Annotated in this window: 16 protein-coding genes, 3 tRNA genes and 2 pseudogenes; 13 read left to right on the top strand and 8 right to left on the bottom strand. The window is 71.4% G+C overall.

What is annotated here, in order from left to right; genetic code table 11:
- Positions 1-149: 149 nt before the first annotated feature.
- The gene (locus ACIGXP_RS11845) at positions 150-1508 is read left to right on the top strand and encodes a S1C family serine protease (RefSeq protein WP_399766996.1); all 1359 of its coding nucleotides are present in this window, start codon (positions 150-152) and stop codon (positions 1506-1508) included.
- Between the two features lie 215 nt (positions 1509-1723).
- Positions 1724-1808, top strand: a tRNA-Ser gene (locus ACIGXP_RS11850).
- A gap of 67 nt (positions 1809-1875) precedes the next feature.
- Here the strand turns inward: ACIGXP_RS11850 and ACIGXP_RS11855 are convergent.
- Entirely contained in the window at positions 1876-2748 is an 873-nt protein-coding gene (locus tag ACIGXP_RS11855; RefSeq protein ID WP_363216373.1) for a bifunctional DNA primase/polymerase, read from the bottom strand.
- Between the two features lie 205 nt (positions 2749-2953).
- Between ACIGXP_RS11855 and ACIGXP_RS11860 the strand changes: the two genes are divergently transcribed.
- The 5 genes from ACIGXP_RS11860 to ACIGXP_RS11880 all read left to right on the top strand — a co-directional run bounded on the left by ACIGXP_RS11860 (position 2954) and on the right by ACIGXP_RS11880 (position 8067).
- Positions 2954-3862: a bifunctional MaoC family dehydratase N-terminal/OB-fold nucleic acid binding domain-containing protein gene (locus tag ACIGXP_RS11860; RefSeq protein WP_363216374.1), complete on the top strand. Its 909-nt coding sequence runs from the start codon at positions 2954-2956 to the stop codon at positions 3860-3862.
- Positions 3859-4251 (top strand): MaoC family dehydratase, encoded by a 393-nt coding sequence (locus ACIGXP_RS11865; protein WP_363216375.1) that lies wholly within the window; start codon positions 3859-3861, stop codon positions 4249-4251. The genes ACIGXP_RS11860 and ACIGXP_RS11865 overlap by 4 nt, the downstream gene beginning before the upstream one ends.
- Entirely contained in the window at positions 4248-5414 is a 1167-nt protein-coding gene (locus tag ACIGXP_RS11870; RefSeq protein ID WP_399767002.1) for a lipid-transfer protein, read from the top strand. Before ACIGXP_RS11865 ends, ACIGXP_RS11870 begins: the two co-directional genes overlap by 4 nt.
- 280 nt (positions 5415-5694) lie before the next feature.
- Positions 5695-6288, top strand: coding sequence for a SigE family RNA polymerase sigma factor (locus tag ACIGXP_RS11875; protein WP_363216377.1), 594 nt, complete (start codon positions 5695-5697; stop codon positions 6286-6288).
- Positions 6289-6411: 123 nt separating this feature from the next.
- Positions 6412-8067 carry a long-chain fatty acid--CoA ligase gene (locus tag ACIGXP_RS11880; protein ID WP_399767006.1) on the top strand — a complete coding sequence of 552 codons (1656 nt, stop codon included), beginning with the start codon at positions 6412-6414 and terminating at the stop codon, positions 8065-8067.
- Between the two features lie 183 nt (positions 8068-8250).
- Here the strand turns inward: ACIGXP_RS11880 and ACIGXP_RS11885 are convergent, their stop codons facing one another.
- Positions 8251-9480, bottom strand: a complete 1230-nt coding sequence (locus tag ACIGXP_RS11885; protein WP_399767009.1) for an MFS transporter — start codon at positions 9478-9480, stop codon at positions 8251-8253.
- Between the two features lie 134 nt (positions 9481-9614).
- Here ACIGXP_RS11885 and ACIGXP_RS11890 point away from each other — a divergent pair, with 134 nt between their 5' ends.
- Complete coding sequence (locus ACIGXP_RS11890) at positions 9615-10196, top strand: TetR family transcriptional regulator (protein ID WP_363216380.1); 582 nt, start codon at positions 9615-9617, stop codon at positions 10194-10196.
- 92 nt (positions 10197-10288) lie between these two features.
- On the opposite strand, the gene ACIGXP_RS11895 is transcribed toward ACIGXP_RS11890, so the two are convergent.
- Together ACIGXP_RS11895 and ACIGXP_RS11900 are read right to left on the bottom strand one after the other, a co-directional pair.
- A complete protein-coding gene (locus ACIGXP_RS11895; RefSeq protein WP_399767013.1) occupies positions 10289-15091 on the bottom strand; it encodes a PAS domain-containing protein in 4803 nt (1600 codons plus the stop codon).
- A gap of 345 nt (positions 15092-15436) precedes the next feature.
- A complete protein-coding gene (locus ACIGXP_RS11900) occupies positions 15437-15979 on the bottom strand; it encodes an SSI family serine proteinase inhibitor (RefSeq protein WP_399767016.1) in 543 nt (180 codons plus the stop codon).
- Positions 15980-16147: 168 nt separating this feature from the next.
- Between ACIGXP_RS11900 and ACIGXP_RS11905 the strand changes: the two genes are divergently transcribed.
- A tRNA-Ser gene (locus tag ACIGXP_RS11905) sits at positions 16148-16238 on the top strand.
- Between the two features lie 217 nt (positions 16239-16455).
- Positions 16456-16528, top strand: a tRNA-Arg gene (locus ACIGXP_RS11910).
- 94 nt (positions 16529-16622) lie between these two features.
- On the opposite strand, the gene ACIGXP_RS11915 is transcribed toward ACIGXP_RS11910, so the two are convergent.
- From ACIGXP_RS11915 to ACIGXP_RS11930, 4 genes and pseudogenes are all read right to left on the bottom strand, one after another.
- Entirely contained in the window at positions 16623-16817 is a 195-nt protein-coding gene (locus tag ACIGXP_RS11915; protein ID WP_399073671.1) for a DUF1918 domain-containing protein, read from the bottom strand.
- Positions 16818-16922: 105 nt separating this feature from the next.
- Entirely contained in the window at positions 16923-18206 is a 1284-nt protein-coding gene (gene xerC, locus ACIGXP_RS11920; protein WP_399767020.1) for a tyrosine recombinase XerC, read from the bottom strand.
- Complete coding sequence (locus tag ACIGXP_RS11925) at positions 18206-18388, bottom strand: excisionase family DNA-binding protein (protein ID WP_399767023.1); 183 nt, start codon at positions 18386-18388, stop codon at positions 18206-18208. The genes xerC and ACIGXP_RS11925 overlap by 1 nt, the downstream gene beginning before the upstream one ends.
- Positions 18385-19467: pseudogene (locus ACIGXP_RS11930) on the bottom strand (replication initiator); the annotation flags it as partial. The pseudogene ACIGXP_RS11930 and the gene ACIGXP_RS11925, both read right to left, overlap by 4 nt.
- Here ACIGXP_RS11930 and ACIGXP_RS11935 point away from each other — a divergent pair.
- The 3 genes and pseudogenes from ACIGXP_RS11935 to ACIGXP_RS11945 all read left to right on the top strand — a co-directional run.
- A pseudogene (locus tag ACIGXP_RS11935) lies at positions 19461-19799 on the top strand (XRE family transcriptional regulator); the annotation flags it as partial. The pseudogenes ACIGXP_RS11930 and ACIGXP_RS11935 sit on opposite strands and share 7 nt — an antisense overlap.
- A gap of 2 nt (positions 19800-19801) precedes the next feature.
- The gene (locus ACIGXP_RS11940) at positions 19802-20272 is read left to right on the top strand and encodes an NUDIX domain-containing protein (RefSeq protein ID WP_399767026.1); all 471 of its coding nucleotides are present in this window, start codon (positions 19802-19804) and stop codon (positions 20270-20272) included.
- Between the two features lie 434 nt (positions 20273-20706).
- Positions 20707-21228 (top strand): hypothetical protein, encoded by a 522-nt coding sequence (locus ACIGXP_RS11945; protein WP_399767029.1) that lies wholly within the window; start codon positions 20707-20709, stop codon positions 21226-21228.
- Positions 21229-21663 lie beyond the last annotated feature (435 nt).

Here is a 21663-nt window from a genome sequence, read left to right on the forward strand (position 1 = left end):
GCTCTGATCATTTATATAACTTTTGCCCGAATGGTCTTATATAAAGAGAACCCCCGGACCCACAGCCACCGCTTATCGTGCTCTGACGGCCCGTGGGAAAAGCTGACCGCATACAACGGGACAACAGCCGTGGATCGAGGAGAAGAGCTGTGAGCACCGAGAACGAGGGCAACGAGGTACCCCCGGCCCCGTCCGCGCCTCCCGTGCCGGTGGCCTCTCCCGCCTCCCCGCAGGGCCCCGCGCCCGAGGCGCCGGCGGGCCCGGCAGGCGCGCCGTACGCCTCCGGTCCGGCCCCCGACGGCTCCTGGCCGCCCCCGCCGCCGGCCACCCCGCCGTACGGCGACGGCGGCTGGGGAGCGTCGTACCAGCAGCCCGCCCCCAAGCCCCGCAGCGGGCGCGGCGGTCTCGTCGCCGCGGTCCTGGTGGCCGCGCTGGTCGCGGGCGGCCTGGGCGGCGGCCTCGGCTACACCCTGGCCAAGGACCACGACAGCAGCGGCTCCACCACCGTCTCCGCCTCCGACAGCAGCGCCGCGCAGGTCAAGCGTGCGCCCGGCACGATCGCCAACGTGGCCGCCAGGGCGCTGCCCAGCACGGTCACCATCGAGGCGGAGAGCAACAACGGCGAGGGTGGCACCGGTACCGGCTTCGTCTTCGACAAACAGGGCCACATCGTCACCAACAACCACGTGGTGGCGGACGCGGTGGACGGCGGCAAGCTCACGGCCACGTTCCCCAACGGCAGGAAGTACGACGCCGAGGTCGTCGGCCACGCGCAGGGCTACGACGTCGCCGTCATCAAGCTCAAGAACGCCCCCTCGGACCTCAATCCGCTCGCCCTCGGCGACTCCGACAAGGTGGCCGTCGGCGACGAGACGATCGCCATCGGCGCGCCCTTCGGCCTGTCCAACACGGTCACGACCGGCATCATCAGTGCCAAGAACCGCCCGGTGGCCTCCAGCGACGGCAGCTCCACCAGCAAGGCGTCGTACATGAGCGCCCTGCAGACCGACGCGTCGATCAACCCGGGCAACTCCGGCGGCCCACTGCTGGACGCCTCCGGAGCGGTCATCGGCATCAACTCCGCGATCCAGTCGAGCAGCAGCGGCGGCTTCGGCTCCGGCCAGTCCGGCTCGATCGGCCTGGGCTTCGCCATCCCCATCAACCAGGCCAAGTACGTCGCCCAGCAGCTGATCAGGACCGGCAAGCCGGTGTACGCCAAGATCGGCGCCTCCGTCTCGCTGGAGGACTCCTCGAACGGCGCGAAGATCACCGACCAGGGCGCGTCCGGTTCCGCCCCGGTCGAGTCGGGGGGCCCGGCCGACAAGGCGGGCCTCAAGCCCGGCGACGTGATCACCAGGCTGGACGACATGGTGATCGACAGCGGCCCGACCCTGATCGGCGAGATCTGGACCCACAAGCCGGGCGACAAGGTGACCCTCACCTACAAGCGGGACGGCCAGGAGCACACGGCGCAGCTGACGCTGGGGTCGCGGGTGGGCGACAACTGACCCCATCCAGCTGACCTCCCGGGTCCTCGCGTCGCCGCCGGTCGCCGGCCGGGGCGACCGGGCCTGCGGAGACCGGTGACCACCTGGCCAACGAACGGACCTACCTCGCCCGGCTCCACCAGCACGGCCAGTGGGCCCTGTGCGGACCACAGCCCCCGTACGGCTGCCGAGGCCGGTAGGCTGTAGCCGCTCCGCCCCAGGTGGGACGGGGCCGAGGTGGGTTGCCCGAGCGGCCTAAGGGAACGGTCTTGAAAACCGTCGTGGCGCGAGTCACCGTGGGTTCAAATCCCACACCCACCGCGGATGCCGGGAAGGGGCGCCTCCTGAGGGGGCGCCCCTTTCGTGTGCCCGGCCGTCTTCCCCGTGGTCACGGCCGGTGCCCCGTCATCCGTGCCGCCGAGGCGATCGTCGCCCGGGCCTCGCGTTCCGACAGGCCGGTGCCCCGGGCCGCCTCGGTCAACGGGTCGACCAGGGCGGGGCCGATGCCGTTCTCGTAGGCGCGGCAGGCCGCCCAGAACAGACGGGTGTTGCGCTGGCCCTCGTGCGCGGAGAGGACGAACTGGACCAGCCCGCGGCCGTGGTCGCCGGGGGCGGGCGGGCCCGGGTGCGGGGGCCGGGGCGGGGGCACGAGCAGGCGCAGCAGGGAGGGCGGACAGGGGGCCGGGGCCAGGTGTGCGGTGGCTGGGGTGGTCGTGTACACGCCGTGGTCGGTACGGGAGCCGGGGCCCACGAGGTAGCCGCCGGCGCCGCGGATGTCGATGCCGGGGGCGAGACGGCCGGCGGAGTTCGGTACGACGACGTCGGGCGGGCCGGTGAGCCACAGGTGCCGCCCGCCGCTCGGCGTGCGTACGACGACCGTCTCCGGAATGGTGAACAGGTGGCGCAGGGCCAGTTCGCGCAGCGCGGTCGGGGAGTCGGTGCCGGACTTGGTGTCCAGGTCGACGCCGATCAGATGGTACGGCGGCAGGCCGCAGGCGATGCCGTAGCCGGTGGCCCAGGGCGCGGCGGCGAACAGCTCGCGGATGCGGACCGGGTCGGTCGAGGCGTCGTACACGCCGTGCCCGAAACGGCCGCACTCGCCGTGGCAGCGGGCTCCGGCCGGGCCGGGGTCGTCGTGGTGGGGGGAGCGCAGGGCCGGGAGCTTCGTCCGGGACAGGGGGATGACGGCCAGGCCGCGGTCGGCGGCTGACAGGGCGTGTGCGAGGGCCAGCGTCGTGGCCTGCCGGTCGGTGGTGGCCATGCCTCCATGTTCGTACGCATGTTCGAAAAAGGGAAGGGGGGTCGCGGTGGCGCGCCGGACGAGGAGAAATTGGCCCGATGTGCGAAGGAACGCGCTTCGGTGCCGCCGCGCAGGCGTTTTCCGGACCTTGACACCCGCCAGTATCTGACGGACAGTCAGAAACCGGGGTCGCGGTGATGCGGCTCGGGATGACGAGGGGGCGGCTGTGAGCACGGCAGACGTGGTGTCCGACCTGCTCGGTGCCCGGCTCAAGGCGTACGAGGGCCGGCCGGCCGCCGTCGCCGGGGAGGGCAAGGACCCGGTGAACGCGCCGATGATCCGGCACTGGTGCGAGGCCATGGGCGATGCCAACCCGGCCTACTCCGGCCCGGACGCCGTCGCCCCGCCCACCATGCTCCAGGCCTGGACGATGGGCGGCCTGTCCGGACACGAGGGCCGCACCGGCGCCTACGACGAGCTGCTGGCCCTCCTCGACGCCTCGGGCTGTACGTCGGTGGTGGCCACCGACTGCGAGCAGGAGTACCTACGGCCCCTGCGCCCGGGCGACCGGGTCACGTTCGACTCGGTGATCGAGTCGGTCTCCGACCGCAAGACGACGAAGCTCGGCACCGGGTACTTCGTCACGACCCGCACGGACGTCCGGGTCGGCGGCGACCTCGTGGGCACGCACCGCTTCCGCATCCTCAAGTACGCCCCGGCCCGCCGGGAACGCCCGGCCCCGCGTCCCCGCCCGGTGGTCAACCGGGACAACGCGGGCTTCTGGGAGGGGGTGACCGCCCGCCGGCTCCTGATCCAGCGCTGCACGGGCTGCGGCACCCTGCGCCACCCCTGGCTGCCGGGCTGCAACGCCTGCGGCTGCCTCGACTGGGACACCGTCGAGGCGAGCGGGGAGGGGACGGTCCACTCGTACGTGGTGATGCACCACCCGCCCTTTCCGGCCTTCCGGCCCCCGTACGTGGTCGGCCTGATCGAGCTCGCCGAGGGGGTGCGGATGGTGAGCAACGTGGTGGGGGTGCCGTACGACAAGGTGCGCATCGGGCTGCCCGTGCGGCTCGAATTCCAGTCCTGCGACGAGGAGTTGACGGTGCCGGTGTTCCGGGTGGTGGAACGGTGAGGGCCGGGGAGGAACTGCCCCCGCTGGAGATCCCGGTCACGCGGACGCTGATCGTGGCGGGGGCGATCGCCTCGCGGGACTACCAGGACGTCCACCACGACGCAGAGCTCGCCAGGCAGAAGGGCTCGCCGGACGTCTTCATGAACATCCTGACGACGAACGGTCTGGTCGGCAGGTACATCACGGACCACTTCGGCCCGACGGCGGTGCTCCGCAAGGTCGCCATCAGGCTGGGGGCGCCCAACTATCCGGGAGACACGATGGTGTTGACGGGCACGGTCGAGGCGGTCGACGGCGACACCGCCACCGTACGGGTCGTCGGCGCCAACGCCCTCGGCAGACATGTGACGGGCACGGTGACGGTCACGGTCCCGGAGGGCCGCCGATGAGCGTGCGCAGCCGCGACACCCTGGCCGGACGCGCCGCGGTCGTCGGCATCGGGGCCACCGAGTTCTCCAAGGACTCCGGGCGCAGTGAGCTGCGGCTGGCCGTGGAGGCGGTGCGGGCCGCGCTGGACGACGCGGGGCTGGCGCCGGCGGACGTGGACGGGATGGTGACGTTCACCATGGACACCAACCCGGAGATCACGGTGGCCCAGGCCTGCGGGATGGGCGAGCTCTCCTTCTTCTCCCGGGTCCACTACGGCGGCGGTGCGGCCTGCGCGACGGTTCTGCAGGCGGCGCTCGCGGTGGCGGCGGGCGTGGCGGAGGTGGTGGTCTGCTACCGCGCCTTCAACGAGCGGTCGGGCCGCAGGTTCGGCGCGGGCGTACAGCACCGGGAGCCCTCGGCGGAGGGCGTGGCGCTCGGCTGGGTGCTGCCGTTCGGGCTGCTCACGCCGGCCTCCTGGGTGGCGATGGCGGCCCAGCGGTATCTGCACACGTACGGGCTGACGCCGGAGGTGTTCGGTCATGTGGCCGTGGTGGACCGCAGGTACGCGGCGACGAACCCGGCGGCGTACTTCCACGGCCGCCCGATCACGCTCGCCGACCACGCGGCCTCCCGCTGGATCGTGGAGCCGCTGCGGCTGCTGGACTGCTGCCAGGAGACCGACGGCGGACAGGCGATCGTCGTCACGTCCCTGGAGCGGGCCCGGGACCTGCCGCACTCGCCCGCCGTGATCGCGGCGGCCGCCCAGGGCGCGGGCCGGGCGCAGGAGCAGATGACCAGCTTCTACCGGGACGATCTGACCGGCCTGCCGGAGACTGCCGGGGTGGCCCGCCGGCTGTGGCGCAGCTCGGGTCTCGGCCCGGCCGACATCGATGTGGGGATCCTGTACGACCACTTCACACCGTTCGTGCTGATGCAGCTGGAGGAGTTCGGGTTCTGCGGGAAGGGGGAGGCGGCCGGCTTCGTGGCCGAGGAGCGGCTGCCGCTCAACACGCACGGGGGCCAGCTCGGGGAGGCGTACCTGCACGGCATGAACGGCATCGCGGAGGCGGTACGCCAGCTGCGGGGCACGGCCGTGAACCAGATACCGGGAGCGACCCGGACCCTGGTGACGGCCGGCACGGGAGTACCGACGTCGGGGTTGATCCTGACGGCAGACGACTGATCCGAGGGCCGGGACCCGCACGGAAGCACGCAGACCGGCGTCCGTCACCTGCACGGGTGGCCCGCTGACCGGTGTCCACGGCCCGCCCCGTGTCAGGGTCGGCCCGTCGGGCGGAGCCAGGGCTGATCGGTGCGGAGTCAGGGTCGTACCCGTAGAGCGGGTGCATCCGCCGTCCACCTTCAGGAGGTGGGGCCGGCCCCACCCCTACAACCTGAGGCGGACTCCGCTTCGGGACCTGCGGGCGATCCGCAGCAGGGGGACCCGCTCCTAGCGTGGAGCCATGACCACACCCGTCTGCACCAGCGCCTCGGCCGCCGCCGCACCAAGGCGGCAGACCCTCCCGCACGCACGGCTCAGGCCGGGCGGGGAGACTCCGGCCTACCCGTCGTTCGCGTCGTACGTGCGAGCCCGCCAGCCGGTCCTGCTGCGCACCGCCCGCTCGCTGACCGCGAACCTGAGCGACGCCGAGGACCTGCTGCAGACCGCGCTCACCAAGACCTATGTGGCGTGGGAGCGGATCGAGGACCACCGGGCGCTCGACGGCTATGTGCGCAGGGCGCTGCTGAACACCCGGACCTCGCAGTGGCGCAAGCGCAGAGTGGACGAGTTCAGCTGCGACGAGCTGCCCGAGCCGGAGCCCGTGCCCGGCGACGGCGATCCGGCCGAGCGGCAGGCGCTGCATGACGCCATGTGGCAGGCGGTCATGAGGCTGCCGGCGCGACAGCGGGCGATGGTCGTCCTGCGCTACTACGAGGACCTCAGCGAGGCCCAGACCGCCGAGGTGCTCGGGGTGTCGGTGGGCACGGTGAAGTCGGCGGTGTCCCGTGCGCTCGGCAAACTGCGCGAGGACCCCGAACTGGAACTGGTCCGCTAGCCGGATTTTCCTTCCGTTTTCCTCCCCCGGTGACCCATCCCCTAGTGACATACCGCGCGGTATGTGAGCACAATCAGCGCTACCTCTACCACCGCGTAGGCAACGCCGCCCCGGGAGGACTCCGTGCTGAGCACCATGCAGGACGTACCGCTGACCGTCACCCGCATCCTCGTACACGGGACGCTGGTGCACGGGCGGTCCCAGATCACCACCTGGACCGGTGAGGCCGAGCCGCAGCGGCGCAGTTTCGCCGAGGCAGGTACGCGTGCCGTGCAGCTGGCGAACGCCCTGCGGGACGAACTCGGCGTCCGGGGCGACGACCGGGTGGCGACCCTGATGTGGAACAACGCCGAGCACGTCGAGGCGTACTTCGCGGTCCCGTCCATGGGCGCGGTGCTGCACACGCTCAATCTGCGACTGCCCGCCGAGCAGCTGGTGTGGATCGTCAACCACGCGGCCGACAAGGTCGTCATCGTCAACGGCTCCCTGATCCCGCTGCTCGCGCCGCTGCTGACCGAGCTGCCGACGGTGGAGCACATCGTCGTGTCCGGCCCCGGCGACCGTACGCCGCTCGCGGGCGCCACCGCGCGGGTGCACGAGTACGAGGAGCTGATCGCGGGCCGGCCGACCACGTACGACTGGCCGGAGCTGGACGAACGCCAGGCAGCCGCCATGTGCTACACCTCCGGCACGACGGGGGACCCGAAGGGCGTGGTGTACAGCCACCGTTCGATCTACCTGCACTCCATGCAGGTCAACATGACCCAGTCGATGGGCCTGACCGACCAGGACACCTCACTGGTCGTCGTCCCCCAGTTCCACGTCAACGCCTGGGGCCTGCCGCACGCCACCTTCATGACCGGCGTGAACATGCTGATGCCGGACCGTTTCCTGCAGCCCGCACCGCTCGCCGAGATGATCGAATGCGAGAGGCCCACCCACGCGGCTGCCGTCCCGACCATCTGGCAGGGCCTGCTCGCCGAACTCACCGCGCGCCCCCGGGACGTGACGTCCCTCACCCAGGTCACCATCGGCGGTGCCGCCTGTCCGCCCTCCCTCATGGAGGCCTTCGACAAGCTCGGCATGCGGGTCTGTCACGCCTGGGGCATGACGGAGACCTCGCCGCTGGGCACGGTGGCCCGCCCGCCGGCCCACGCGGTCGGCACCGAGGAGGAGTTCGCCTACCGCCTCACCCAGGGCCGCTTCCCGGCCGGCGTCGAGGGCCGCCTCATCGGCCCCGGCGGCGAACGCCTGCCCTGGGACGGCGAGTCGGCGGGCGAGCTGGAGGTGCGCGGCCCGTGGATCGCGGGGGCCTACTACAACGGCCCCGGCGCCGAACCCCTCCGCCCCGCCGACAAGTTCAGCAAGGACGGCTGGCTGAAGACGGGTGACGTCGGGACCATCTCCCCCGACGGGTTCCTCACCCTCACCGACCGCGCCAAGGACGTCATCAAGTCCGGCGGCGAGTGGATCTCCTCGGTGGAGCTGGAGAACGCGCTGATGTCCCACCCGGACGTCGCCGAGGCCGCGGTGGTCGCCGTGCCCGACGAGAAGTGGGGCGAGCGCCCGCTGGCCACGGTCGTCCTGCGGGAAGGCGCCACCGCCGACTTCGCGACCCTGCGCGCCTTCCTCGCCGAGGAGGGCCGCATCGCCAGGTGGCAGCTGCCCGAGCGCTGGACGGTCGTCGAGACGGTGCCCAAGACGAGCGTGGGCAAGTTCGACAAGAAGGTGCTGCGCAGGCAGTACGCGGACGGCCACCTGGACGTCACCCACCTCTGACCGGGAAACGGCCCTCGCCGTAGGGCGCCGGCTGGTGTGGCACTCGTGGTGCGGCAGCGGTGTGGCACCCGCCGTACGGCGTCGGTTCTCGGTGTACGGCCGGCCTTGCAGCGCCGGCCGTGCGGCCCCGCCCTGCCGCATCCCTCTGATGGGCTGCGGCAGGCGGCCGGCGCTGCCGTGCCCTCACCCGCGCCGCAGCGTGGTCGCCCAGCCCAGCAGCAGCCACAGACCGGCCACCGTGCACACCCCGGTCCAGCCCCAGTGGCCGAAGGCGGGGCCCGCTACGGCCGAGGCGAGGGCGCCGCCGGCGAAGCCGGAGACGACGTAGGCGGTGTTGGCGGTGGCCGGGGTGGACGTCGTCGTCAGGGCGAGGGTCTGGTTGGCGACGTGCGAGGCGACCAGCGCCGCATGGACGGCGATCGCGGCGGCGAACAGCGCGACCAGGACGTGTCCGCCGAGCCAGAACAGCGGCACGGCCACGGCCGCGAGCAGATACGCGGTGCCGACGACCCGTGCCGCACCGAAGCGGTCGACCAGATCCCCCGCCAGCGGCGCCACCGCGCTGGCGGTCAGTCCGAAGAGGCCGAAGAGCCCGGCGGTCGCCGTGGACAGGCCGTAGGAGGGGCCGGTCAGCAGCAGGGCCAGCGACGTCCACAGTGCGCTCCAGGCGCCGAACATGCCCGCCTGCCTGAGGCACGCCCGCCACAGGGCGGGCGAGCGGCGCAGCAGTCCCGGCAGCTCGGCCAGTCCGGAGAACAGCCCGCCCTGCCGCGTCCGCCGCTCCGAGGGCAGGGCCAGGGCGGTGGCCAGACCCAGTGCGAGGGTCAGTACGGCGGACCCGGCGAACACCCAGCGCCAGCCGAAGACCTGTCCGGCCAGGCCGCCGACGACACGGGCGGCCACGATCCCGGTGAACAGCCCGGCGATGACGGCCGCGACATGCCGGGCGCGCCGGTCCGCGGGGGCCCGCTCGGCGACCAGCGGGACCAGCAGCTGCGGTACGACGGTCGCGGCGGCGGCCAGGAACACGGCGGCGGCGAGGGCGGCGGTGCCCGGGGCCGCGGCGGCGGCGACCAGTGCCACCGCGGTGCCCGCGGACAGGCCGGCGACGAGCGGGCGCCGGTTGACGCGGTCGCCGAGCGGGGCGAAGAAGAGCAGGCCGGCCGCATAGCCGAGCTGGGCCACGGATGCGATCCAGGTCACGGCCGCGGGGACCGTACCGAAGTCGTGGGCGATCAGGGGAAGCAGCGGGGCCGCGAGATAGATGTTGGCGGCGGTGACGGCCGTACAGACGGCGATGAGCAGGAGGAACGGACCTCCGGAAGCGCCGGGTGCGGCGGCGGGCCCGAGGCCGGGGACACGGCCGCGGAGACGATTCCGGGGTTCCGGGCGGGTGCTGGTGGCTGACGGCATGAGCGGGGACACTCCTTGGAGCCGACTCTGACAACTAACTCGTTGGTTGGTAACTCTCAACAGGGTGCACCCCGCCCTCATTCCCGTCAACCAAATAGTTGGTTACCTGTCTGGCCTGGCCCTACCCTGTCCCCATGGCAGCAGTCAGGGACCCCGAGGCCACCAAGGCCCGTATCTTCGAGGCGGCGGTCGCCGAGTTCGCCCGGCACGGCATCGCGGGCGCCCGCATCGACCGCATCGCCGCCGAGGCCAAGGCCAACAAGCAGCTGATCTACGCCTACTTCGGCAACAAGGCGGAGCTGTTCACCCAGGTACTGGGCACCTGCATGGTCGATCTGGCCGCCGCCGTCCCCGTCGACCCCGACGACATCGAAGGCTGGGTCGACCGCCTGCTCGACTACCACTCCGCCCACCCCGAGCTGCTGCGCCTGCTGTTCTGGGAGGGAATCGAGTACGGCACCGCCGAGCTGCCCGACGAGCCGACCCGCCAGGAGCACTACGCCCGGAAGGTGGCCGCCGTCGCCGACGGCCAGGCCCGGGGCGTGATCACCGACGCGTTCCCGCCCGGCGACCTCCTCCTGCTGCTGACCGCCCTGACCAACTGGATGGCGGTGGTCCCGCAGATGCGGCGCATCCTGACGGGGGCGGAGGACACCGACCACGACCGCCTGCGGGCCTCCGTCAAGGAGGCGGCCCGCAGGCTGGTGGCGCGCTAGGCGGCAGCACCAGGCAGCTGACGGCACGATCAGCCCCCACGCCCCCGCGGCCGCCCGATACGGGAAGCCCCCGGACCTGCGCCCGACACCCCCTAGTTCGTGCCGATCCTGGCCAGCAGATCCACGATCCGGCTCTGCACGTCGGTGCTGGTCGACCGCTCCGCGAGAAACAGCACCGTTTCGCCCGAGGCCAGCCGGGGCAGGTCGGCCTGGTCGACGGCTGCCGTGTAGACGACCAGCGGGGTGCGGTTGAGCTGCCCGTTCGCGCGGAGCCAGTCGACGATCCCGGTGAAGCCGGCCTGCCGCACCTGCACCTGCATCAGGTCCATCACCACGAGGTTCGGCCGGAACTGCCCCGCGAGCGTCACCGCGTCGTTGTCGTTCGCGGCCCGCGCCACCTGCATCCCGCGCCGCTCCAGCGTCGCGGTCAGCGCCAGCGCGATCTCCGCGTGCTCCTCGATGAGCAGCACTCGCGGCGGATGCTGCTCGCTGTCCCGCGGCGCCAGCGCCTTCAGCAGAACGGCGGGATCGGCGCCGTACGCCGCCTCGCGCGTCGCCTGCCCGAGTCCGGCCGTCACCAGGACCGGCACCTCGGCCGCGACCGCGGCCTGCCGCAGCGCCTGCAGGGCCGTACGCGTGATCGGCCCCGTCAGCGGGTCCACGAACAGCGCGGCCGGGAACGCCGCGATCTGCGCGTCGACCTCCTCACGGGAGTGCACGATCACCGGCCGGTAGCCACGGTCGCTCAGCGCCTGCTGGGTCGTCACGTCCGGCGCGGGCCACACCAGCAGCCGGCGCGGGTTGTCCAGCGGCTCCGGGGGCAGCTCGTCGTCGAGCGGCTGCGGCAACGGTGCGTCCGAGATCTCGACCGCCCCGCCGGGACCGTCCAGCGGCTCGGGCCCCTCGGCGGCATTCGCGTCCGGCGCGCCTATGGCGTACGACCGCCCGGCGCCCTCGGTGCCCGGGGCGAGCAGGGACTGCCCGGGGAGCGAGGGCTGCGCCTGAGCGGGGAGCGGCTGTCCGCCGAGCGACGGCTGTGCGGGCGAGGGCTGTGCGGGCGTCGGCTCGGCCGGGGGATGCGGCAGGGCCGCCTGCTCCGGCTGCTGTTCCGCGCGCTGGGCCGGGTCGGGAGGCGTGCCCAGCTTGCGCCGCCGGCCGGATCCGCCCGGCGCGTGCGGCGGCGGGGTCGCCGTCGGCTGCTGCACCTGCGCGGCCTGCCGTGAGAACGGCACGCCCTGCCCGAGCGTGCGGACACTGATCGCCCGCCCCTGCGTCGAGTTCGGGTCGACCGCGGCATCCTCGGCGGGCAACGGCTGCGCGGCCCGCGGCGCCTGCGCACCGGCGTGTTCCGCGGGAAGCGGGGTGCCCGTGGCCGGCGTACCGGTCTGCGCCACGGGTGTGCCCGCGCCGGAGGTGTCATCGGCGCCGGGCCACTGCTGGGGCACGCCGGGCGGCTGGACGGCCGCCGGTACCTGTCCGGTACCCGCCGCGGCGGGCAGCGGCCCGCCGTTCGGGGTACCGGCGGGCGGAGTCGTGGGGGAGGCCGGGGCGGGCTGCTGGGCCGGGAGGACCGGTCCGGAGGCGGCCGGCACGGGCCGGCCGGCGGTGTCGTGCGCGGGCGCGGCGGGATGCGGTACGGCAGGCTGCTGACCGGGCGCGGAGACACCGGCCTGGGCACCCGGCACAGCCTGCACGGGAGCGGGCGTCTGCGCCGTGGCTGCCGCGGGACCGGCCTGGACGGGGATGCCCTGTCCGGCCGTACCGTGCGCCGGGAGGCCGCGAACGGGCGTACCCTGACCGGGAGTCGGCGCCCCGGCGGGGTGCGGCACGGCCTGCCCCGGAGCGACCGGAACCCCCTGGGGAGGAGTCATCTGCCCCGCTCCGGCCTGCCCCGCGAGAGCCTGGCCGGGAGCGGCTTGTGCCGGAGGCGTCGGCACGGAAGGGGTCGGTGCGGGAGGTGTCGGCACGGAAGGCGTCCGTGCGGGAGGTGTCGGCGCCGAGACCGGCTGTGCGCTCTGCGCCTCGGAGGCCGTCGGCTGACCGGATCCCGTCGGCTGGGCCACGGCCCGGCGGCGGCGACCGGTCGGCGCGCTGGTCGGATGCGGCTGCGGCGGGGTGTGGTCCGAGCCCTGGTCGAGCGGTACGGCGTCGTGCCGGCCGTCACCACCGGGTACCCCCGTGACGGGCAGCGGCTGCTGAGTGGGCATCTGCACGTGCCCCGAGCCCTGCCCCGGAATCCGCGGCTGCCCCTCGACGGCTCCCGGAGCGGCGCCTGCCACGGCACCCGCCACAAGACCGGCACCCGGCCCGGCAGGCGCGACCGCCCCGGGCCCGACCGGCACAGCGGCCCCCGGTCCCACAGGCGTGCCCACGCCCGGAACCCCACCGGCCGCCGGAACCGTACCCACCCCGTTCGCCGCGTCCGCGGACTGCGGTGAGCGGTCGGCCTCGGCCGGAGGCAGGGCGAAGACCGTACGGGCGCCGGCCTCCTGGGCGGCGGCCCGCTCCGCCGCGGCGGCCAGCGCACGCCGGCGCCGCCCGGTCGGCTGCCCGCCCTCGGCCGGAACGGTCTCCGCAGCCGAAGTGGCCTGCGTACCCGCAACAGCCTGCGTACCCGGAACGATCTCCGCTCCCGGAACGGCCGGAGCCCCCGGCGCCGCCCCGCTGCCTGCCGCTGCGGGCAGGGCGGGCGGCAGGGCCGGCTGCGGGGCGCCCGAGTCCTGGGGCGCGCGTCGGCCCGTGGGCGCGGGCACGCCCTGCGGCGGAACGGCGGAGCCGAGGCCCGTACCCGAGGCAGCGGCCCCGGCGGCATGCTCGGCAGCCGTCACCACCGAACCCTCGCTCACGGCCGCACCGGAACCGCCGTTGCTCTCGGCGGGCCGGCCACGGCGCCGCCCGGTACCGCCGGACGCGCTCTCCGTGCCCTCGGCCACCGGGACCGCGCCGGTCTCCTCGGCGGGCGCGGCGGCACGCCTGCGGCGCCGCCCGGTCGGCACGGGCGCCTCCGTGTCACCGGCCTGACCCGCCGCGGGCACCTCACTCTCCAGGAAGGCGTCCGTGGAGGCGCGCCGGGCCCGCCGCCGTCCGCCACCGGCCGACTGCTCGACGACACCGGCCGACTCCTCCGCGGCCGGCTCACCGCCGCCGGAGACCGGCGTGCCCGGCCCCTGCTCGCCCGGACCCTGCCCGGCCGGGAGCGCAGCGACCTGCGGCACCTGTCCGTCGACCGTCCCGGCGCCCCCGCCGAGCGGCACTTCCAGCACATACGCGCTGCCGCTCATGCCCGGCACCTCGTGGGTCTGCAGCACGCCGCCGTGGGCCCGTACGATCCCGCGCACGATCGGTTCGTGCACCGCGTCTCCCCCGGCGTACGGCCCGCGCACCTCGATCCGCGCGACCTCACCGCGCTGCGCCGCCGCGACCACGACCGTGTTGTCCAGGTAACCGCCCGCGGAGACCGGCGAGTTGCCGGTCGCGTCCACGCCGGCGACATCCGCCACGAGATGGGCGAGCGCGGTGGCGAGCCGCTGCGGGTCCACCTCGGCCTCGATGGGCGGCGCGTGCACGGCGAACTGCACCCGCCCCGGCCCGATCAGCTCGACGGCCCCGTCCACACCCGCGGCGACGACGGCGTCCAGCATCACCTTCGTACGGGTGATGTCCTCGGCGCCGGCGTCCAGCCGCTGATAGCCGAGGACGTTGTCGATCAGCGTCGTGATCCGCGAGTACCCCGCGGAAAGGTGGTGGAGCACCTGATTGGCCTCGGGCCACAGCTGCCCGGCGTCGTCGGCGGCCAGCGCGGCCAGCTCGCGCCGCAGCTCCTCCAGGGGCCCGCGCAGCGACTGCCCGAGCAGGGTCAGCAGCTGCTCGTGCCGCCCGGCGAGGGCCTCGTACCGGTCCTTCTCCCGCTCGGCGAGCGCGGCGTACCGCTCCTCGCCGGACGCCAGCTCCTCCGCGTGCTTCTCGCGCAGTTCCTCGAGCTCGGTGACGTGCTGCTGGCGCAGCGCGGTCAGATCGGAGGCGTGCTCCTCGGTGAGCCGCTCCACCTCCTCCGCGTGCGCCTTCTCCAGCGCCGCCTTCTCCTCGGCCAGCGCCTCGTACGGCCGCCGGTCGGTGAAGGTCATCACGGCGCCGACGAGCTGGTCCCCGTCGCGCACAGGAGCGGTGGTGAGATCGACGGAGACCTTCTGCTCCCCCTTGGACCACAGCACCTGCCCGCGCACCCGGTGCTTGCGCCCGGAGCGCAGGGTGTCGGCGAGCGGGGACTCCTCGTACGGGAAGGGGGAACCGTCGGCACGCGAGTGCAGCACGAGCGTGTGCAGCTCCTTGCCGCCCAGCTCACCGGCCCGGTAACCCAGTATCTGGGCGGCGGCCGGATTGACGAGGACGATCCGCCCCTCGGTGTCGGTGCCCACGACGCCTTCGGACGCGGCCCGCAGGATCATCTCGGTCTGCCGCTGCGAGCGCGCCAGCTCGGCCTCGGTGTCGACGGTCCCGGACAGGTCCCGTACGACGACCATCAGCAGCTCGTCGCCGGTGTAGCCGTAACCGTCGTAGGCCTGCTGGCCGTTCTCCAGATTCGCGCTCGTGACCTCGACCGGGAACTCGGTCCCGTCGGTCCGCCGAGCGATCATCCGCGTGGGCTTGGTCCGCCCCCGCGGGTCCATGTGATCGGGCCGCCGCATCGATCCCGGGATGAGCCGCGAGTCGAACTCCGGCAGCAGATCGAGCAACCCGCGCCCGACGAGCGCCGTGCCCGGCGCCTCGAAGGCCTCCAGCGCGATGGTGTTCGCGTTGACGACGGTTCCGTTGGCGTTGACCAGGACCAACGCGTCCGGCAGCGCGTCGAGTATGGCTGCGAGGCGAGCAGCGCCTCGGGATGGCCTGCTGCTCACGAGACGCCTTCCTCCCTGTTACCGCACCTTGCCGACCGCTCGGGCCATCTTGCCAACCGGCCCGCGACGTGTCACGCGAGGGAGTCTAAGCGCACGCGTTGCGCTCGCGACGCCGGATGAGAGGGAGGTCCCACGACGAAGTGACACCGAACGCATGACCACACGCCGACCACGCCCTCCGGCCGCAGGCAGACTGCTCCGCCGCTTCCGACTCCGGCTCCATTCCGGCTCCGCTCCGGCTCCACTCCGATTCCGTGAGACCTTCGCGGGACCTTTACCGGACCGGTGATGCCACCAGGAGAACGCCACTGAGCCACCCACCCGGCCCCTTCGCCGGCCGGCCGCTCAGGCGGGCACCGAGCCCAGCTTCGGCAGCAGTGGCACCAGACCGTCCCACCGCCCGATCTCGCACCCGTTGCTGCGGTCGTAGCCGGCGTCGACCCTGCGCCCGGCCCAGGTACCGGTCACCCGGGCGGTGGCCGGACCGCCGTAGATCATGGTGCAGAGGGTACCGGGCGGCACCGGAGCGAAGAGATCCTGCCCCCAGCGCGTGCGCTCGTCCAGCACCCGGCAGGCCTGCGCCGCGTCCGGGTGACTCCCGCCGGCCGGATGGCAGGACAGCTCGTACCTCCCGTCCCGCCCGGATCCGGCCTGCCGCACGACGACGGTGAGGTGATCGCCGCTCCGGTCCCCGGGCCGCACGGGCGACGGCCCGGCGGGCGCGGCGACGGCGGGTACGGCGACGGCGGGTACGGCGACGGCTACGGCGGGTACGGCGGACAGGGCGAGGAGTCCCGAGACAGCGGCGAGGACCGGCCCGGCGCCGCCCCGAACCGGACCCGGCCGGACACCGGCGCGCGCCGGACCTCGCTGAAGAAGAAAGACCATGACCTGCCCAACGCCTCCGGCCCCCGGACGTTGCGCGCGCCTCGCCGGACGAAGCCCTTTGCTCTGTGACCCGACTGCCTAGTACCGTGGGGGGCGATTGGTGACAAGCCCCTCGGCTGTGTCATCATCTGCACGCACCACTCGCGCGCTCGTGTGAGCGGTTGTGCTGGAGGCGTCGCCTAGTCCGGTCTATGGCGCCGCACTGCTAATGCGGTTTGGGCCTTAAAGCCCATCGAGGGTTCAAATCCCTCCGCCTCCGCACCGATCCCGAAGCCCCGGTCCCCAGGACCGGGGCTTCGGCGTTCCCGCCCCGGCCGCGCCCCTAGGTCCTCCTCCTCCGCCTCCATCGACGTTTTCGCAGGTCACAAGGGGTGTGCGAATCGGATTTCACATGACGGCGGCAGTCATGTAATGTTCTTCCTGTCGCCGGGACGGGCCGAAAGGGCCGAAACGGAGACAAGAACAAAAGAACACAAGCACTCGTAGCTTAACGGATAGAGCATCTGACTACGGATCAGAAGGTTGCAGGTTCGAATCCTGCCGAGTGCACAACAGTTCAGAGGCCCTGTGGAGCGATCCACAGGGCCTCTGGCTTTTGCCTTGACGGCAGTGTTTGACGGCAACCGCCGGGTTGGAGTGCTGCCTAGTCGTCGGATCCGAAGGGACGGACAACAGTGTCCGGGCCTGGACTCATCAGCGTCTCGTGCCCGTCCTCGAAACGGACCCGGTAGGGAGGTCCCCCATGCGCCCCGAGCACCTCGATGATCTCTGCGGTGCGATCGTGCTGCCCCACGATCCGACCGTGGACAAGAATCCTGTCACCAACACTGGCCTGCACGCTGCCACCCTTCTGTCGCGCTGTCCTCCACTGCCTTTCCCATGAATCGCTGGGTCGGAACGAGGAGCGCCGTCAGTTCGACCTAACCGGTGAGTGTGGGCTCGATCAAACGGCTACGAGGACACCGGCCGCGCCGTCGTCATCGTCCGGCCCGTTGCCGTCACCCCTCAGCGCGTCGCCGACGCGATCGAACGCGGAGCGCTGGGAGTCGAGCCGTACGAAGGTGTAGATGTCCATGGTCACGCGGATGGAGCTGTGACCCAGGACTTCCATGATCATTCGGGCGTCGGCGCCCTGTTCGTGGAGCAGGGACGCGCAGGTGTGGCGGAGGTCATGAAAGCGGACCTTACGGACGGCGGCGCGGGCGCACAGGGCCTCGAAGGACCGGTTCAGGTTGCGCGGCTCGATGGGGGTCCCGTTCCTTGTGGTGAAGACGAGGCCCTGACCCGTTCCTTTCCAGTTGGCACCGGCGGCCTTCCGGTCGGCTATCTGCTGAGCACGCTGCGCACGGAGTGCGGTCACGCACTCGGCCGGCAGGGCGACGCGGCGGGCCGAGCGCTGAGTCTTCGGTGCGACGATCAGCAGTTCGCCGCCGACCCGCTGTAGGGCCTGCCGCACGGTGAGGACGCCTTCGTGGAGATCCACATCCGACCAGCGCAGCCCCAGCACCTCACCCCGCCGCAGGCCGATGCGGACAGCCAGCTCGTACGCAGCCCACAGCCGGTTCTCACGGGCCGCTGTCAGGAGCTGACGCCCTTCCTTGGCGGTGAGCGGTTCGATCTCGCGCTGCGTTCCCATGCTCAGCTCCACGTTCCGGGCCACGTTGCGAGGCAGCTCGTCCTCACGTACGGCGTGCTGGAGAGCTGCCCGCAGGATCACCAGCAGGAAGCGCACGGTCCGGTCAGAGGGGAGCTTCTTGCAGCACTTGCCGAGGGCGCAGCAGCGCCGCTTGTGCTCGGGCCGCTTGTTGTCCTTGCCCTGTGCGCAGCACTGGCAGGTTGCCGCCGTCTTGGTCAGGAAGGCCCGGATGTCGCGGGCGGTGAGCCGGGTCAGCTTCTTCCTGCCGAACTCGGGCGTGACGTAGTTGCGGACGAGCGACTCGTAGTTGACGTAGGTCGTCCGGCGGACCTTGCCCTTGGCGACGTTCGCCAGCCAGTACGTCAGGTATTGGGCGATGGTCATCTTGCTGGTGGCGACCGGGAGGCCGTTGAGTGAGTCGGCCTTGAGCTTGGTGAGCTTCTCGTGGGCGTCGTCCCAGGTTTTGCCGTAGACGCTGCGCCGCTTGTACGTGCCGTCCGTCGTCAGCACGTAGGCACTGCCCTCCCAACGGCCGTCCTTCCGTTTGTAGATGGTGCCTTCGTTGTTGGCGTTCTTCTTCGGCTTGGCCATCAGGCGGCTTCCTGTTCGGCGCGGAGGGATATGTAGGCGTCCACGGCTGTTTCGCTGATGCGGCGGCAGCGGCCGATCTCGAAGGAGGCGAGTTCGCGGGAGCGGATCAGGTCGTTGACCTTCCAACGGCTGATGCCGAGACGCTCGGCGACCTGGTCCACGGTGAGGACGGCCGACGTCATTCGGGCACCAGTCCTTCCTGCTTGAGGCGTTGGGCATGGGCTATGTCGTGGCGGACTTGGGCGGCCAGGAGCTCTTCGCCGGGGCGGTAGCCGCTGCTGAGGTAGGTCCAGGAGGAGGCGGTAACGAGGGTGGTCTCGTCGGTGGCGGGGAGGCCGGCGCGGGCGCGGGCGGCTTCCGCCTGGGCGCTGCGCCAGGTGCGGCGTACGTCGCGGAGGGCGCCGAGGGTGGTGGAGTAGGCGCGGGATTTGCTGGAGAAGTGGCCGCGGAAGCCCAACATGTGGGCCCACTTCCAGAGCTTGAGTTCGGCGAACTCCGGCAGGTGGCCGAGGTCCCAGGCGGTACGGATCATCTGCCGTACGTGCTGCTGGACGGGCAGGGCCTTGATGGGTTCCGCCTGTCCGGTGCCGTCGCAGTCGGCGCACAGGTCGCGGAAGCCGTCGGGGCCGCGTACGTAGCCGCGTCCCTGGCAGGGGCGGCACATCAAGGTGCGGTCGACGGTGCCCGCGCCTTCAGCGTTCTTGGTGGCGTACTTGGCGATGTATCCGGCGACCTTGGCGTCTGTGTACTCGGCAACCCTGGCGTCGGTCAGTTCACCGTCGCCCAGGGCCGAGATGGGGTCGACTTTGAACCGGCAGCCCCAGGCGATGACTCGTTCGCCGATTGCGTCCGACTCGACGGTGAGCCGGGCGCGCTTCCGAGCCAGGCCCACGGCGGCTTTCAGGGCGTCGAAGGTGGCCCAGAGCGGGGGCGCGCTGGTGTGGCCGTCGGGTCCGTCGAAGCGGATCACGGCGTGGAAGTGGACCAGGCCGCGTTTTTGGTACTCGGCGACCTTGGCGAAGGAGACGCGGAGAGCGGTGTTCAGCGCCTTCTGCGTCATGCCGAGGTGTTCGGCCAGGGCGCGGCGCAGGTACGTGGTGAACCGCGCCCAGAGCTGTCCGGCGTGCGCGTTCCAGAGCACGGCCCCGGCGTAGTCGTAGGTGGATGGGTTCAGTGGGGTGCCGAGTTCGGGGGCGTCTTCGGCGTGGGTGTTGCCGCAGGCGCAGGGCCGGGGCTTGCCCGCGTCGGTGGGGTATCGCGATCGGCGACCCGGACAGCACGAACGTCCAACAGCGCGGTAGCGAGGAGAGGTTCGGCCATGGGATTGAGTCCCGCTGCCGACTCGCCCTTATGCACTATCGCCCCCTGGCCGAGGTACCCGGCATCGAGGTGCGGACCCATGCCACCACGCTCTACAACTCGATCTATCGAGCGGATGACCAGGCGCTGGTCAATGCCCATGTTTGGGGCGTGAACGCGTACGGTGCTCCCGTGTGGCATCTTCGGCGCAACGGAGAGGGCGGCATGTTCGATACCTACGCCAGCAGCTTCGACGCGGTGTGGGAGACCGCGACGCCGGTAGGAAAAGACTGACCATGGCACGGACCGAGTACTACGACGACCCGGCGGCACCTAAGCCGAACAGCTTGGTGGTCGCCGCGTCCGCCGTGGTTACCGATGAGGAAGGGCGCGTACTCCTTCAGCGTCGGCGGGACAACGACCTTTGGGCGCTCCCTGGCGGCGGCATGGAGATGACCGACTCACTTCCGGGCGCGGCTGTCCGGGAGGTGAAGGAGGAAACGGGCCTGGACGTGGAGATCACCGGGCTCGTGGGCACGTACACCGACCCTCGCCACATCATTGCCTACTCGGACGGTGAGGTGCGCCGACAGTTCAACGTCTGCTTCACCGCCCGCGTAGTCGGCGGTCGGCTCGCCATCTCGGACGAGTCCACGGAGCTGCGGTTCGTCCAGCCGGAGGAAATCGATCAACTGCCGATGCACCACACGCAGCGGCTCCGGATCCGTCACTTCCTGGAGCACCGGGAACGGCCCTACCTCGGCTGATCGAACCTGCGACACCCGCTTTAGGAGTTCGATCGACCATCAGCGTGGGTGGGGTCTGCGTTACGTGGTCGTGCCGTACGTGGGTGCCGACAGGCACTGTCGTCCACCCTCGTTGATGTCAGCGCTGGATGTCATCGGACCAGTCAGTGACCTGGTGGAACAAGGTGCGGTGGAACAAGATCGAGAATCCTCCGGAGCCGGGCCCGTTCCCGTGCCTGGCCAAGGCCCTCGAGGTGCCACAGCGCCGCGTCGGATGGCTGAAGTGAGAATCAGAAGTTATAGGTGAGACTTGAGTGAAAGATTACCTGAAGTAACGGCGCACTCTTGCCCGCTCGCGCTCCCGCGCGCATCGACCCCTTAACGCAGACACCTGGTGGGATCCTTTTGAGGACTCTAGGTTCGCTCACGCCAGTACGCGGATCAAGGGAGTGAAATTGAGCGACAGTTCGGATGACACCAGCTCCCCACCCTCGCAGGATTCTCACGCTAAAAAGGCGACGATTATCGCCGTAGTCGGAATTGTTCTGGCGGCGATCCCTATCGCTTGGAGTGTGATCGACACCGGTGAAGAAAGAGTCACCGAGAGCGCTTACATAGATAAGGCGGACAGCGCTTGTGCGAGGCACCAGTCGGATCTGGATGCCTTGGGTCCGGAGCCCCCTGGTGACAACCAGCAAGCGTACACGGCCTACCTGCAACGCCGCGGTGACATCATACGTGCTGCACTCAAAGACTGGGGGGCAGTGAAGGTGCCCTCGCATCTGCAGGGCGAGATAAACGATGCCTACTTCGCGGCTGACTCCGCCGCGAAGGAGTGGGAAACCGCCGTGCATTGGGGCTCACAGGGGAATGAGGACAGGGCAAATCACTACCTTGACGAATCGAGCCGCTACGCCACAGATGCAATTCGCAAAGCACGCTCGGTCGGCCTAAAGGTGTGTCCTCTGGGCTTCTAGTCGCGCTAACTGAGGTTGCCGTGGAGCCGACCGGCCGGCGCTGCCGCGCTGTGCGCGGCACCTCTGATCTCTGCATCAGACTGCTTGCAGTTCAGGAGGCCGGGAGCACGGCGAGCGCAGCGAGCCCTTGAACCTGTAGAGAAACTTGTAACTCTCATCCGGGCTGGGCCTGAAGTCCTGCGCACACTGCGAGTCGGCGCTAGCCGGTGCCACCGTTCAGCGCTGACGGCAACCCTGACGGCAACGACGGCACACAGAGACCGTTGATCACGACCGTCAGCGATCAGCCGGGAGGAAGGCGGGGCCCTCACCCCACAGCCTGCCCGATCCTACGGATCAGAAGGTTGCAGGTTCGAATCCTGCCGAGTGCGCAGCATGCCAGAGGCCCTGTGGATCAATCCCCAGGGCCTCTGGCCTTTTCCTTGACGGCAGTGT

It is taken from the genome of Streptomyces sp. NPDC053069, from assembly GCF_044546895.1.
GTDB lineage: Bacteria > Actinomycetota > Actinomycetes > Streptomycetales > Streptomycetaceae > Streptomyces.

Bases quoted from the DNA above. Each gene is read 5' to 3' on its own strand.
- xerC (WP_399767020.1), bottom strand. From the start codon at position 18,206: ATGGCCAAGCCGAAGAAGAACGCCAACAACGAAGGCACCATCTACAAA.
- ACIGXP_RS11925 (WP_399767023.1), bottom strand. From the start codon at position 18,388: ATGACGTCGGCCGTCCTCACCGTGGACCAGGTCGCCGAGCGTCTCGGC.
- ACIGXP_RS11875 (WP_363216377.1), top strand. From the start codon at position 5,695: ATGACCACACCCGTCTGCACCAGCGCCTCGGCCGCCGCCGCACCAAGG.
- ACIGXP_RS11900 (WP_399767016.1), bottom strand. From the start codon at position 15,979: ATGGTCTTTCTTCTTCAGCGAGGTCCGGCGCGCGCCGGTGTCCGGCCG.
- ACIGXP_RS11940 (WP_399767026.1), top strand. From the start codon at position 19,802: ATGGCACGGACCGAGTACTACGACGACCCGGCGGCACCTAAGCCGAAC.
- ACIGXP_RS11885 (WP_399767009.1), bottom strand. From the start codon at position 9,480: ATGCCGTCAGCCACCAGCACCCGCCCGGAACCCCGGAATCGTCTCCGC.
- ACIGXP_RS11890 (WP_363216380.1), top strand. From the start codon at position 9,615: ATGGCAGCAGTCAGGGACCCCGAGGCCACCAAGGCCCGTATCTTCGAG.
- ACIGXP_RS11870 (WP_399767002.1), top strand. From the start codon at position 4,248: ATGAGCGTGCGCAGCCGCGACACCCTGGCCGGACGCGCCGCGGTCGTC.
- ACIGXP_RS11855 (WP_363216373.1), bottom strand. From the start codon at position 2,748: ATGGCCACCACCGACCGGCAGGCCACGACGCTGGCCCTCGCACACGCC.